Below are 12,843 nucleotides of genomic sequence, written 5' to 3'. Positions count from 1 at the left end.
TGTTTGATTAGTTAGGTTTTTAGTTAACTTATTTTATGTTATAATCAATCTTCATAGTTGTGCTTTGCCCATTCGCAGATTGTTTTACTGTTGTTGGGAAGCCTTTATCATTATAAGTATATTCAAATGTGTACACACCCGTCACTTTACCATCAGCATCATATTCTGTTGCTTTCGTCATGTTAGATTTTGCAACGCTTTCTAAATAAAAATCTTCTTGGTGCAAAACTGTAGGTAACAGCGCATTGGGTTTACCATCAAATTCTAAAATGTACCAACCATCACTTTCTAATTTTTTAGTTTCGTAGTTGGCATGAAAGTTTTCAAGCTTTGTGATGTTACCATTGTTATCATATGTAATAACATTTCTACTACTCAAATAAAAGCTAGCTTTTACATCATCGAATGCGTAATAGTCGTTTGCTATTGGTAATCCTTGTGCATTGTAGGATATTGAATCAATTCCATACAAACGCCCATCTTGACTGTACTTAGCGATTTTCATTACAAGACCCGCTCCATTATATTGAAACTGTTCATGCAATGTTTTAGTATTGCTATTCAATGATTGACGCTCACGTTTAACTAGTTTGCCTTCTGCATAAGTAGCATAAATGTTTTGGCCACCTAGTATACCGTTAGATACCCATCTATCCTCCCATTTAACAATACGATTTAAGCTATCGTACGTATATCTTGACGAATCTTTACCGGGAGTGATAACTGATTTTACATAATGATTAAAGCCATTAGGCTCTTTTACGCCAATTGCAGCGCTGCTTCCTGCTGCATTTGCATAAGCTGGTGGATTTCCATTGCCATCGCCGCCGCCTTTATTGTCGTCTTTACTGCAAGCAGTAAACAATACAGTCATGGCGCAAAGGCCCATAAAAATTCTTTTCATTACTTGGACGTTGTTTTTTGATGATAAGAGTTAGGTTATTGTTGATTATTACATCACGTGATTTGTAGCTGAACAAAGTGATAGCAATCATTACAGCATGTAATTATTCATCTTGGGTTAATACATACAAATGAGCTTTTTCCTTGTTAATTGCGGGGAAATATAAAAACTGCCGGCTAACAGGGGTAGCAGCTTTCATAGGAAACGATAAAAACACCGACGGTTGCCTGTGCCCGTTAAATGCGGTTTTCATAGGTAATAGGTGTATTCGGTTTTTCCTGTAATAAGTGTTGATACCTTATTACAGCTGTATTTCATTAGTATTCGGATATAAGGACATAACAAATATAACTATTTTTTATAATTTATAATATTTTTTCTTCTGTTGATAAGAAAAATACCCGCTACAGCAGTGCTGCAACGGGTATTTCGAAATTTCCAAGTAAGCTAATTAGTTCATAATCAAGCTCAATTATCCTTTTACAATCTTATTATACGACGCTGTAATTCCTTTAATCAAAGAAGAGCTAAATCCTTGGTGTTCCATTTCATTCAAACCTGCAATGGTACAACCCTTAGGAGTCGTCACTTTATCTATTTCTTCTTCTGGATGTCGATTTTCGCGGATAAGCAACTCTGCAGCGCCTTTAACGGTTTGTGCTGCAATTAGATTGGCCGTTCTAGCATCAAATCCTATCTCTATACCACCTTGGATGTTAGCACGTATGAATCGTAATGCATATGCAATACCACATGCCCCTAGCACAGTAGCAGCATCCATTAGTTTTTCATCAATACTAACGGTTACACCCAGCTGGTTGAACATTTTTTCTACAAATGCTACCTGTTCTTGGGTGCCATACTGGTGGCAAATACACGTCATAGATTCTTGAATAGCTATGGCTGTATTGGGCATGGCGCGGAATAATGGCAAATTGGCAACTGTAATATTATCGAGTTCATGCAACAGTACGCCGGTTACTACGCTTATTAGAATGTGTTTTTGGGGGTTGAATGCATCCTTTAACTCGGAAAGGATTTCTTTTACGTTGTAAGGTTTCAAGGCCACCACAATCACCTCCGATTCGGCGATAGCTTTTTGATTATCGGAATGAACTTGTACGCCCTGGGCAGCTAAATGAGCAAGTGTAGATGTGTTACGCTTCGTAATGGTGATATCTCCAGGTTTGGAAAACCCACTTTTCAATAATCCTTGAGCAATAGCGGAACCTAAGTTCCCGCCGCCAATGATGGCAATTTTTTGATAATCCATAACACGATCTTTAGTTTGGTTAAAATACTACAATCCATTTGTTATTGCAAGCCCGGTCATTTTTCACATCAGCACTAAAACAACAATGGCCGTGCAGAAGCACGACCACCGTCAGACAACATCGTATGATAAATTCCCGAAAAACGGGATCTAATCCGTTGTTACATGCGACCAGTTTTCGCCATTCTTGATCCGGTACAATTGCATTTCGCTGATTTCAAATTGTTCTGCAATTTGCTTCATTGTTTTCTTTCCCGGTCGAGCTAGCAAACGCTTGATACTTTTCACTTTTGTGATATTAAGCTTCAAACCTTTTACTCGTTGGCGTTGCTGTTCTTTATACGCAATTTTCGCAGGACTGGATTGTTGATGTTCTTCCATCTCTTCCTTTGAAGCCCAGCGTAAGTTGGTCGCTTTATTATTCTTTTTATTATAATCTACATGAATCACGTACTTCTGGTTGCGGCTTGTTTTCGGGTTGAATAACTTAGCCACTTCCCTGTGTAAGTAGAGCGATTGAAAAGTATCTGCCGGTTTAATATTCAAAACCGTATAACCCTCCACGGTAGATCCATTCAACAACTTACCATCGTCGTGCGATTCGTTGTAACTAATTACTCTTCCCATGTTGGAAACAGCGTACTTTTTACGCAGCGTCGTTTTATGTTTTATCTGTAAGTCTTTCCAAACTTCGTTTTTCAGATTTTTTAATGCGACCATGAGAAATGTAATTTACGGTTGTTGTATGTTCCCGGGTAGGATTACATGAAAGCGCCACTACTACAATCTATCACTTCTTCGTTTTCATCAGATGGTGTTGGAACGTTTGCTGAGCTGGAGGTTACTCTTTCAAATATATGATCTTTATACTGTAATGCGATAACATCCAATATGTTCTCTACTTCAGCTAAAGTACTACATGTAACAAGTTTTGATCTATATTCTTTGATATTCGGTAATCCTTTTAAGTAGTTTGCATAGTGTCTACGCATTTCTAAAATTCCCACTACGGCTCCTTTCCATTTAACAGAATGCTGCGCATGTTGTTTACAAACTGCCACTCTTTCCGATACGGTAGGCAAGGGTAGATGTTGCCCGGTATTCAAAAAATGTTTGATTTCATTAAAAATCCAAGGGTAGCCAATAGCAGCACGACCAATCATAATCCCATCTACGCCATAACGGTTTTTATATTCAAGGGCCTTTTCTGGCGTATCAATATCCCCGTTTCCGAAAATGGGGATGTTGATACGTGGGTTATTCTTCACCTTTCCTATTAGAGTCCAATCAGCAGAGCCTTTATACATTTGCATCCGTGTACGACCATGAATAGAAAGGGCTTTAATACCCACATCCTGTAAACGTTCGGCTACTTCTTCAATATTTTTAGAATCTTCATCCCAACCCAGCCTGGTTTTAACTGTCACGGGTAGCCTCGTAGCTTTCACTACAGCTTCCGTAAGTTTTACCATTTTAGGCAAATCCTTTAGAATACCCGCTCCGGCACCTTTACAGGCTACTTTTTTAACAGGGCATCCAAAGTTAATATCCAGCAAATCGGGATTGGTGGCTTCCACAATCTGGGCAGCCATTGCTAAAGGCTCTTCATCCCCCCCGAAAATTTGAATACCAATTGGGCGTTCATAATCGAATATATCTAGCTTCATCCTGCTTTTAATCGCATCGCGAATCAAACCTTCAGAAGAAATAAACTCAGTATACATGAGATCGGCTCCGTTCGCTTTACATACTGCACGGAAAGGTGGATCGCTCACATCTTCCATGGGCGCCAATAGTAAAGGAAATTCCCCCAATTCAATATCTCCAATCTTAACCATAATATTTTTTTAATATATGCTTGTCATTCGGCCCTCGGAAACCATTTTCGTATATTGCTCACCGTGAGTAATTCGCAACAGCTTTACTGGCGGGCCAATCCACCAAATGGGCGGTATTGTCGAATGAAAAACACAATGTAAATTTACGCAAAATTATACAGCTTCTTTATGAAAGGTAAACTCAATCGTATACAACCCGCTTTACAAATCTCTATCTTATTCACTTTGTTTGTAATATTCAACGTGGTGTATTCGCTTCTCTTATTGGTGTTGTTCCCGTTATTGAGTGGCGGTGTGAGTTTCCAAGAAATTCAACATTTAAAACCAAATCAAACGCAACTATTAGCGCTTGCAAAATGGGCACAGATGGGCTATTCCCTCTTTGCATACTTATTACCGGCTTTGCTATTTGCCCATCTAACTTCACATGAATCAACTTCACAATATTTTAGCCTAGATCGCAACCCCGCACCAGCACAAACAACCATCGCTACAATGGTGATGCTAGTAGCCTTACCACTTGTAGGCGCCCTTTCTGTTTGGAATCAAACGTGGCCTTTGCCTGAATCATTGATTAAAACGGAGAAAGACCTGGAAGAAATGACAAAAATCTTCCTAAGCGGCAATTCAATCGGAGTCCTAATTATTAACCTTTTAGTGGTTGCCATTGCACCGGCTATTTCGGAAGAATTTCTTTTCCGTGGCGCCATGCAAAAAGTATGTAACCAATGGTTTAAAAACGGCTGGGTAGCTGTTATTATTACGGCTGCAGTATTCAGCGCTATACATTTTCAATTTTTAGGATTTATGCCGCGGTTCTTACTGGGTATTTTACTCGGCGCGATCTATTTATTGAGTGGCAATCTCTGGTTGTCGATTATCGGCCACTTTGTGAATAACGGCTTAGGCGTACTTACCATGTACCTTGTTAATAAGGGCATGGTGGGCGACGCTGCCACTAAGGAACAATTATTGCCTTGGTATACACTTATAGGCAGTGCAGTATTCACCACCGGTTTAATGTTTTTGTTACAGAAGGTTTCAAAACGGAAGAACAACGATGGCAGCTTCACTGTTAGATACGATAATTAATCCACCCTCAAAAAATTAGTCATGGAAAAAGATTGGATCAAAGTTTATGAAACGAACACGCCATTCCAAGCAGAAATCATCAAAGGGATGTTATTGGATAATGGTATTGAAGCAGTATTAGTTAACAAGCAAGATTCTAACTTCAATCAAATGATCCCAGGCATGGATGAAATCTATGTTCACCAAACGAATGCCGACCTTGCCAACCGCCTGGTTAAAGACAATGATGCTCCGCAACCCGCAATTGATGAGGAGAATTAACATTCAATTCATTATTTTACGCTTTTTTAAGCAAGCTGGGTACAGCCAACAATCATGAAGACATTTATAACGCGCACAATATCGGCCCTATTTTTCGTAGCCATCATGCTAGGTGGCATCCTTTGGAATGAAGCATCATTTTTCCTGCTTTTCTTCCTTGTGAACCTCTTTGCATTACTGGAATATTTCAAATTAGTACGGCAGATCGACCCGTCGTACCATGAAATCTCTCAATGGCATCGTTACGGGCTTGTAGTAGCTAGCTGCGCGATGATGATGGCCTTTACTGGCAATAGTTTTGGCACAAGTGGGGGTATAACCCTTGGTTTTTTAGGTACATGCATGACGGTTATTTTCTTATGCGTACTACCGATGGGGGAAATATTAATGGGAAAGAACTTTTCCTTGAAAACCCTCGGTTATTCGGCATTAGGTTTATTATATGTAACTGTGCCATTCGGCCTATTGGTGAACCTCCGGTTGAGCTACAATATGCAAGCAGTTGCCATTGATGGCGCTCATATTGGGTACCTAATCCCCCTTTTGCTTATTATTTTCATCTGGATCAACGATACAATGGCCTATATAGTAGGGTCATTAATTGGTCGTACGCCATTTTTCCCCTCTATTTCTCCTAAGAAAACAACCGAAGGTAGTGTAGGAGGGATGATTTTAGCGGTTGCAGCTGCAGGGGTATTTGGTCATTTCTGGGGCTATCAATGGTTAGCTTTCCAACATTGGATCGTACTATCGTGCATAGCAGCAGTATTTGGAACAGCGGGCGATTTATTGGAATCGAAATTGAAAAGAATGGCTGGTGTAAAGGATTCTGGCAAGATTATGCCAGGCCATGGCGGATTCTTAGATAGGTTCGACTCGCTGATTTTAGCAACGCCCTTCGCATGGTTTTATATTTATATGTTCTTATTATAATGTATAAAAAGATAAAGGACGGTCAAGAACATTTTGGCCGTCCTTTATTCACTAAATAATTCTTTATTACCTTCGTAGCGCTTTTAAGCGCTTTTTTTGTTTTAAACAACGCCTTTAAACTATTAAACACTTATAACTTTCAAAACAATGAAGATCCACCGCGAAGGATTTCCGACCATTGCCCTAACATTTATTGTATTGGCAATTTTGAATGGCCTACTGTTTTACTTTTGCGATTGCCCGGGTATCCAATACACCGTTTTAGGCATCACTACCGCATTTTTCTTATTTATCGTGTCCTTTTTCCGCATCCCTACACGCGTGTATACCTACGATGAACAAAGCATTATTTCTCCTTGCGACGGTAAAGTAGTGGTAATCGAAGACACCAACGAACCGGAATATTTTAAAGATAAACGTTTACAAATCTCTATTTTCATGAGCCCAGCAAACGTTCACGTAAATAGAAACCCAATTAGCGGTACCGTAAAATTATCGACCTACCACGCCGGTAAGTTTTTAGTAGCATGGCATCCTAAATCTTCTACAGAGAATGAACGTCATACCGTGGTAATCGACAATGGTAAACAAGCTATCCTCGTTCGCCAAATTGCCGGTGCATTGGCTCGTAGAATCGTAAACTATTTAAAACCAGGCGACCAGGTGAAGCAAAACGAAGAATTGGGCTTCATTAAATTCGGTTCTCGTGTCGATCTTTTCTTGCCTGTTGGCACGAAAGTAAACGTGGAATTGAACCAAGTAGTGAAAGGTGGTCAAACCATTATTGCAACATTACCTGCTTAATGGGGTTATAATTGAAGTGGAAATTGATTATCTTTAATAACACCCATTTCAACCATCAAAACCTTATTCGTATGAAAAAATTCTTCCTTTCTTTCGCTACGGTATTATTGATTGCAGGTGCAGCCGTTTCTGCTCAAGATAAAAATGCTACGAAAGACAAATCAAAGAAAGAAGCTTGCAAGAAAGAGGCAGGCTGCTGCGAGAAAAAAGAAAGTACAGCTAAAGCTACTACTAAATCTTGCTGCAAACAACCAACAAAAGCCGCGGCCATCAAAGCTGCTAAGCCGGCGGATAAGAAAGCATAACGATATTACAATTTTGTATATAACCGCGTTCCATCGGAGCGCGGTTTTTTTTATGCCTTCTGAGTATTACCAACAAAAAAGCGCACACATTTTCATGTGTACGCTTTCTAATATGCTGGAACAATTTCTTACAAAATTGCCATTAACTCGCTTAAATCGCTGATAGTATAAGTCGAAAATTGCTGCTGTGGCAGCTTACTTGGGTTGAAATACACCTGGTCCATGCCAGCTGTACGAGCACCCAATACATCAATATCAATGGCATCACCAATCATAATACTTTCCCCAGCTGTGGTGGAGGCTTTTGACAAGGCAAAATCGAAGATTTCGCGCTTAGGCTTTAAGCTGCCGGCTGTTTCGCTGGTAATTAAATGTGTAAAGTATTTATCGATGCCTGCGTTTTTAATTTTGAGCAATTGGGTTTCTTCAAAACCGTTGGTGATCAAGTGAATAGGGTATCCCTTCTTGGTTAAATACTCCAATACCTCGATCGTGTTCGGGAAAAGTGATGTTTTCGTTGGAAGAATTTGCAAAAATTGGTCGCTGAACGTTTTGCTCAACGGTTCATCAGCAATCTTAAAATCTAAAAACGTCAACCAAAAACGCTTCGTGCGCAATTCGTTGCGTGTAATAAATCCTTTGCGAAAACGATCCCACAAACGGTCGTTATGCTCTGTGTATGTATTATAAAAAGATTCGAACGACGGGATATTGCGGGCAGACAATTGATGAGTATCGTATAATTCTTTTAGTGTTAATGCTGAATTGGTTTCAAAATCCCACAGGGTATGATCCAAGTCAAAAAATATATGTTTGTACTTCATAATTCGTTGGCCATTATTCTACACTCTGCTACACATAAAAATTAATATGTACGGCGTAATTGCAACACAAAGGTAAGATAACCAAAGGAATAGTTCCTTTTTCACCCTTACAACAACTAAATTTTAACGTTCGATTTTCTTCCGACAGATGCTTATTTTTAAGGTTCAAAAATTAAGTTTAAGCATGAAATACGCAGTAATTACAGGCGCAACGAAAGGTATTGGCAGGGCAGTAGCGGAAAAATTCGCAGCAGAAGGTGTGAGTATAGCGGTATGCGCTCGTAATGAAAAAGAATTAATGGAGATGAAAAACAGCATCTCCGCAAGTTATCCACATGTAAAGGTAATAGCGGAAAGTGTAGATATGGGTAACAAATCCCAAGTTCTCCAATTCGCCCAAACCATTCTCCAAGCATTCCCTCAAGTTGATATCCTCGTAAATAACGCCGGTATCTTCATTCCCGGGGCCCTCAAAGAAGAACCCGACGGTAAGCTGGAAGATATGATGGCTGTGAATCTTTTCAGTGCCTACCATCTTACGCGTGCTTTATTACCAAAAATGATCGAGAAAAAAACCGGGTATATTTTTAATTTGTGCTCCACTGCAAGTCATAAAGCATATGCCAACGGTGGTTCATATAGTATCACGAAGTTTGCACTTCTTGGTTTTTCCCAAAACCTGCGCGAAGAGCTAAAACCCCATAATATTAAGGTTTCTAGCGTAAGTCCAGGGCCAACATGGACAAACTCTTGGGCCGGTTTCGATGGACCAGCCGATCGCTTAATGCCTGCAGCTGATATTGCCCAAATTATTTGGACTGCCTATACTTTAGCTCCACAAACAGTCATGGAAGAGATTGTATTACGACCTATGTTAGGCGATATCAGTTAAAATAATATTAACGTTTCTTTATTTGCCAAAACCCTTACTGGATAACAGTCTTGGGCAATAATCATATAAGTTTTTTTAACTAACTTTTAACGACAGAATAGGACGAACCCCAGGCTGCTTTGGTTAAATTTGTTACACGATGATGAAAAGTTTAGTTTGTATACGGAAGCATTTTCTTTTAACTCTGTTGGCATGCCTTAGCGTAATCGCGAATGTGTATGCACAAACGTCCCGCTTTTTTACGACTGTTAGTTCCAACACGGTTGCTCAAGATCAGCCCTTTCAAATCAATTTCGTGATTGAAAATGCCAAAGATGTTGGTGATTTCAGGCCGCCAGATTTTAAGTATTTCAACGTGTTGCAAGGCCCTAACCAAATGCAAAGTTCGCAATGGGTGAATGGCCAAGGCACGGAACAATTGATCGTTTCTTATGTTTTGATGCCCAAACAAAACGGTAGCTTCACCATTGCTGGTGCAAGTATTCGTATTAATGGCAACCAAGTAAAGTCGAACCCAGTGAATATTGAAGTCACAAAAACAACGGTTCGTCCACAATCTTCTCAACCTTACAGTCAACCTCAACAACATGCCCGTCCTGGCGGTTCCAATAGTGACGTAGATGCCTTCTTAAAAAGCAATGAAGATGTAAATGCGAAGCTGAAGAAAAACCTCTTTGTACGTGTAGATGTAGACAAAACGAATGTATATGAAGGTGAGCAAATCACCGCTACTTATAAACTTTTCACACGTTTGCCAACCAATTCGGCTGTAACGAAAGTACCGGCGTTTAAAGGTTTTTCTACGCGTGATATTGAATTACCCAACCCGCCACAACCTACAACAGAGATGGTGAATGGCGTCCCTTTCAGGGTATTCACAATTCGTAAAACCATGTTATTCCCCCTACAATCCGGCACATTGGAATTAGATCCTGCCGAAGTAGATAACCAAGTACGCCTCATTGTACCTGGTAATAAGAATAACAGGATGCGCGATGTATTCGACGACCCAGCATTTAAAGATGCTTGGGGCGGCTCTCCATTCGACGACCCATTCTTCGACGATGTATTTGCTCGGCAAGAATACCAAGACATTCCTTATAAAATTCAAAGCCCCGTTGTAAAAATCAATGTAAAACCATTACCAATTGCAGGCAAACCTGCCAGCTTTAATGGTGCTGTTGGTCGTTTCGAAATGAAAGTAACGCCTAACAAAACAGATATTACAACCGACGATGCTATCACTTTAAAGGTGGCAATTACTGGGCAAGGCAATATCAACTTATTAAATGCGCCGAAATTAGAAGTACCGAGCGTATTTGAAAAATATGATCCTAAGGTCGCAGATCAACTCAACCCGAATAGCAATCCTCTTTCAGGAACGCGCGAATTCGAGTACGTGATTATGCCATTGGAAGCCGGTAAGCACGAAATTCCGCCAGTCGAATTCACCTATTTCGATCCGGCCAGCAATGCTTATAAAACGCTTTCTTCCGATCCTATCAAACTCGACATTGCACAAGGCAAGAAAAGCGTAAAAACCAAGCTAGCTACAGCTCCTGGTCGTAACGAACTCCAGGGTATTGCAGTAGGTCCGCAATCTTGGCAGTTACGTATCCCGTTGTTCTTTGCGAGTGTTTGGTTCTGGCTTTTATTACTCTTACCTGTGGTTGTTTTCGCAGGTTTATCTTGGTACAATAAGCGTAAAGATTATTGGAAAAGCAATGCTTCTTTGCTCAAGCACAAACAAGCTAATAAAGTGGCCCTCAAGCGCCTGGAATTAGCAGCCCGTTACTTGAAAGAAGGAAAAGACAAGGCTTTCTATGAAGAAACATCACGCGCGGTATGGGGATATATTAGTCATAAGTTCCACATCCCGATGGCCAACCTCAGTAAGCAAGTGGTACAAGATCGCTTGGCTACTGAAAACATCAACCAACAAATCACATCAGAATTGTTTGCGTTGATTGATAATTGCGAGATTGCTTTATATGCACCTTCTAACAGTCATGATGTTCGTAAAAACACGTACGAGCAAGCTATCCAAGTGATTAGTGATTTAGAAGGAGCATTGAAAAAAGAAGCTGCATAAACTGTAACAATTTCCACGAACTTATATTTGTAAACCGCAGTACACACTGCAACATTACATACAAAGCACATGCGGCAAGTTATTCGCAAATGGGGTTTAATATGCGTACTGGCGTTATCATCCTTGGCGCAATTAAAAGCGCAAGCACCGGTACAACAGCAATTCGACGCGGCCAATGTTCTATTTCGAGAACAGAAATACGCCGAAGCTGCTAATGCATATCAACATTTAATAGATAGCGGCTACCAAGCCGATAACCTATATTACAATGCAGGGAATGCATATTTAAAGCTAAATAAAACTGGTCCAGCGGTATATAGTTTCGAGAAAGCACTGAAACTAAATCCCAACAACCAAGCAGCAGCTAATAACTTGCAAATCGCTTCACTCCGCATTAAAGACAATGTAGATCCTTTGCCCTTATTGTTCTTCCAGGAATGGTTTATTACTTTGGAAAAAATCCATAGCCCGAATGGCTGGGCAATTGGCTGTATCGTTGTGTTTTGGATACTCGCCATAGCGTTCATGCTCTATCGCTTCGTTCCTCGTTTCCACCATAAATTCATCCGTTGGGGTATGTACGGCATCACCGTGTTTTTCTTAGGTTATTTAACGATGAGCATTTACGTGTACTCCGTTGCTACCGACGATTCTACGGCCATTGTAATGCAAACTTCCAGCAAAGTAAAAGAAGCACCCGATGCTAAATCACGCGATATGTTTGAAGCGCGGGAAGGCATGAAGGTGGAAATCTTGGACACAGCGGCTGGTTTCAGCAAAATTCAATTGGCTGATGGCAAAACGGGATGGATCCCTGTGCAAAGTATCAAGGTATTATAAGCGTTCGATGCGGGTAAGAAATTCTTGTTTGCGATTACGTGAAACGGGGATGCTCTTGCCATCACTCATAACTATTTCACCACCATCACCTTTAATATATTTATCGATATAGGACAAGTTAATGAGGTAACTGTTGTGTACGCGGAAGAAACCTTTTTCTTTCAATACATCTTCCACTTCTTTTAAGGTTCTACAAATCAACACTGCCTTATCGTGTTGCTGTTGCATGAAAATGCGCGTATAGCCGCCGTCTGATTCGCAATACAAAATCTCTTTTATAGGCATCATCCGTAAACCATCGAGGGTAGGGAGGGCAATGCGTTCATTGGGTTGAAGGTGTTGCTGTAAGAATTGTAAAAGGTTATCTACTTTTTTAGTAGGATGACTGGCTTGTTGTTGCGCTTGCTGAGCGCGTTGTACAGCTTGTATTAACTCGTCTTTATCAATAGGTTTTAGGAGGAAGTCTAGCGCACTATGCCTAATTGCCTGGATAGCGTATTGATTATAGGCTGTCGTAAACACAACGGAGAATGTAGGTTGGGGAATCGCTTGTAGCAATTCGAAACCATCCATACCGGGCATTTCAACATCTAAAAAAATGAGGTTGGGTTCATATTGAGCAATAGCTGCCAAAGCAGTTGTCCCATCATTGCACATGGCAACGATTTTTACTTGTGGACAGTATTTATTGAGTAGCATTTGCAGCACATCACGGCAATGCTTTTCGTCGTCGATAATGATCGCTTGCATAATTAAATAGCAAATATTTTGCGTTACCGGCAGCA

15 protein-coding genes are annotated in these 12,843 nt (G+C 40.3%); 8 read left to right on the top strand and 7 right to left on the bottom strand.

Translation table 11 applies throughout. The features are described from left to right. Nucleotides 1-28 precede the first annotated feature (28 nt). The 5 genes from LX64_RS18685 to dusB form a co-directional block, all read right to left on the bottom strand. Nucleotides 29-904 (bottom strand): hypothetical protein, encoded by an 876-nt coding sequence (locus LX64_RS18685; RefSeq protein WP_148707382.1) that lies wholly within the window; start codon nucleotides 902-904, stop codon nucleotides 29-31. 103 nt (nucleotides 905-1,007) lie between these two features. Continuing rightward, nucleotides 1,008-1,157 (bottom strand): hypothetical protein, encoded by a 150-nt coding sequence (locus tag LX64_RS26080; protein WP_158538677.1) that lies wholly within the window; start codon nucleotides 1,155-1,157, stop codon nucleotides 1,008-1,010. Between the two features lie 219 nt (nucleotides 1,158-1,376). Beyond that, entirely contained in the window at nucleotides 1,377-2,177 is an 801-nt protein-coding gene (proC, locus tag LX64_RS18680; RefSeq protein WP_111599219.1) for a pyrroline-5-carboxylate reductase, read from the bottom strand. Between the two features lie 150 nt (nucleotides 2,178-2,327). Further along, on the bottom strand, nucleotides 2,328-2,897 hold the full coding sequence (locus LX64_RS18675; RefSeq protein WP_111599218.1) for an HNH endonuclease: 570 nt from the start codon (nucleotides 2,895-2,897) through the stop codon (nucleotides 2,328-2,330). 41 nt (nucleotides 2,898-2,938) lie between these two features. Continuing rightward, complete coding sequence (gene dusB / locus LX64_RS18670) at nucleotides 2,939-4,015, bottom strand: tRNA dihydrouridine synthase DusB (RefSeq protein WP_111599217.1); 1,077 nt, start codon at nucleotides 4,013-4,015, stop codon at nucleotides 2,939-2,941. A gap of 168 nt (nucleotides 4,016-4,183) precedes the next feature. Between dusB and LX64_RS18665 the strand changes: the two genes are divergently transcribed. The 5 genes from LX64_RS18665 to LX64_RS18645 all read left to right on the top strand — a co-directional run bounded on the left by LX64_RS18665 (nucleotide 4,184) and on the right by LX64_RS18645 (nucleotide 7,410). Next, the gene (locus LX64_RS18665) at nucleotides 4,184-5,107 is read left to right on the top strand and encodes a CPBP family intramembrane glutamic endopeptidase (RefSeq protein ID WP_111599216.1); all 924 of its coding nucleotides are present in this window, start codon (nucleotides 4,184-4,186) and stop codon (nucleotides 5,105-5,107) included. A gap of 21 nt (nucleotides 5,108-5,128) precedes the next feature. Beyond that, nucleotides 5,129-5,368, top strand: a complete 240-nt coding sequence (locus tag LX64_RS18660; RefSeq protein WP_111599215.1) for a putative signal transducing protein — start codon at nucleotides 5,129-5,131, stop codon at nucleotides 5,366-5,368. Between the two features lie 54 nt (nucleotides 5,369-5,422). After that, on the top strand, nucleotides 5,423-6,301 hold the full coding sequence (locus LX64_RS18655) for a phosphatidate cytidylyltransferase (RefSeq protein WP_111599214.1): 879 nt from the start codon (nucleotides 5,423-5,425) through the stop codon (nucleotides 6,299-6,301). 147 nt (nucleotides 6,302-6,448) lie between these two features. Then, entirely contained in the window at nucleotides 6,449-7,105 is a 657-nt protein-coding gene (locus LX64_RS18650; RefSeq protein ID WP_111599213.1) for a phosphatidylserine decarboxylase family protein, read from the top strand. 71 nt (nucleotides 7,106-7,176) lie between these two features. Further along, nucleotides 7,177-7,410 carry a hypothetical protein gene (locus LX64_RS18645; protein WP_148707381.1) on the top strand — a complete coding sequence of 78 codons (234 nt, stop codon included), beginning with the start codon at nucleotides 7,177-7,179 and terminating at the stop codon, nucleotides 7,408-7,410. Between the two features lie 128 nt (nucleotides 7,411-7,538). Here the strand turns inward: LX64_RS18645 and LX64_RS18640 are convergent, their stop codons facing one another. Further along, the gene (locus tag LX64_RS18640) at nucleotides 7,539-8,234 is read right to left on the bottom strand and encodes a YjjG family noncanonical pyrimidine nucleotidase (protein WP_111599211.1); all 696 of its coding nucleotides are present in this window, start codon (nucleotides 8,232-8,234) and stop codon (nucleotides 7,539-7,541) included. Nucleotides 8,235-8,418: 184 nt separating this feature from the next. On the opposite strand from LX64_RS18640, the gene LX64_RS18635 reads away from it, so the two are divergent. The 3 genes from LX64_RS18635 (at nucleotide 8,419) to LX64_RS18625 (ending at nucleotide 12,058) form a co-directional block, all read left to right on the top strand. Next, nucleotides 8,419-9,126, top strand: coding sequence for an SDR family oxidoreductase (locus LX64_RS18635; protein ID WP_111599361.1), 708 nt, complete (start codon nucleotides 8,419-8,421; stop codon nucleotides 9,124-9,126). 139 nt (nucleotides 9,127-9,265) lie between these two features. Beyond that, nucleotides 9,266-11,218 carry a BatD family protein gene (locus tag LX64_RS18630; RefSeq protein WP_111599210.1) on the top strand — a complete coding sequence of 651 codons (1,953 nt, stop codon included), beginning with the start codon at nucleotides 9,266-9,268 and terminating at the stop codon, nucleotides 11,216-11,218. Nucleotides 11,219-11,287: 69 nt separating this feature from the next. Next, nucleotides 11,288-12,058: an SH3 domain-containing protein gene (locus LX64_RS18625; RefSeq protein WP_111599209.1), complete on the top strand. Its 771-nt coding sequence runs from the start codon at nucleotides 11,288-11,290 to the stop codon at nucleotides 12,056-12,058. Here LX64_RS18625 and LX64_RS18620 read toward each other — a convergent pair. Then, nucleotides 12,053-12,808, bottom strand: a complete 756-nt coding sequence (locus tag LX64_RS18620) for a LytR/AlgR family response regulator transcription factor (RefSeq protein WP_111599208.1) — start codon at nucleotides 12,806-12,808, stop codon at nucleotides 12,053-12,055. The two genes, LX64_RS18625 and LX64_RS18620, sit on opposite strands and share 6 nt — an antisense overlap. Nucleotides 12,809-12,843: the final 35 nt, after the last annotated feature.

The sequence above is a fragment of the Chitinophaga skermanii genome, assembly GCF_003259335.1.
Lineage (GTDB): Bacteria > Bacteroidota > Bacteroidia > Chitinophagales > Chitinophagaceae > Chitinophaga > Chitinophaga skermanii.
This window is presented reverse-complemented; position numbering and strand designations above follow the sequence as displayed.

Coding starts and splice junctions, on each gene's coding strand:
- LX64_RS18675 (WP_111599218.1), bottom strand. CDS start 2,897: ATGGTCGCATTAAAAAATCTGAAAAACGAAGTTTGGAAAGACTTACAG.
- LX64_RS18635 (WP_111599361.1), top strand. CDS start 8,419: ATGAAATACGCAGTAATTACAGGCGCAACGAAAGGTATTGGCAGGGCA.
- LX64_RS18665 (WP_111599216.1), top strand. CDS start 4,184: ATGAAAGGTAAACTCAATCGTATACAACCCGCTTTACAAATCTCTATC.
- LX64_RS18625 (WP_111599209.1), top strand. CDS start 11,288: ATGCGGCAAGTTATTCGCAAATGGGGTTTAATATGCGTACTGGCGTTA.
- LX64_RS18630 (WP_111599210.1), top strand. CDS start 9,266: ATGATGAAAAGTTTAGTTTGTATACGGAAGCATTTTCTTTTAACTCTG.
- proC (WP_111599219.1), bottom strand. CDS start 2,177: ATGGATTATCAAAAAATTGCCATCATTGGCGGCGGGAACTTAGGTTCC.
- LX64_RS18685 (WP_148707382.1), bottom strand. CDS start 904: ATGAAAAGAATTTTTATGGGCCTTTGCGCCATGACTGTATTGTTTACT.
- LX64_RS18640 (WP_111599211.1), bottom strand. CDS start 8,234: ATGAAGTACAAACATATATTTTTTGACTTGGATCATACCCTGTGGGAT.
- LX64_RS18660 (WP_111599215.1), top strand. CDS start 5,129: ATGGAAAAAGATTGGATCAAAGTTTATGAAACGAACACGCCATTCCAA.
- LX64_RS26080 (WP_158538677.1), bottom strand. CDS start 1,157: ATGAAAACCGCATTTAACGGGCACAGGCAACCGTCGGTGTTTTTATCG.
- LX64_RS18645 (WP_148707381.1), top strand. CDS start 7,177: ATGAAAAAATTCTTCCTTTCTTTCGCTACGGTATTATTGATTGCAGGT.
- LX64_RS18655 (WP_111599214.1), top strand. CDS start 5,423: ATGAAGACATTTATAACGCGCACAATATCGGCCCTATTTTTCGTAGCC.
- LX64_RS18650 (WP_111599213.1), top strand. CDS start 6,449: ATGAAGATCCACCGCGAAGGATTTCCGACCATTGCCCTAACATTTATT.
- dusB (WP_111599217.1), bottom strand. CDS start 4,015: ATGGTTAAGATTGGAGATATTGAATTGGGGGAATTTCCTTTACTATTG.
- LX64_RS18620 (WP_111599208.1), bottom strand. CDS start 12,808: ATGCAAGCGATCATTATCGACGACGAAAAGCATTGCCGTGATGTGCTG.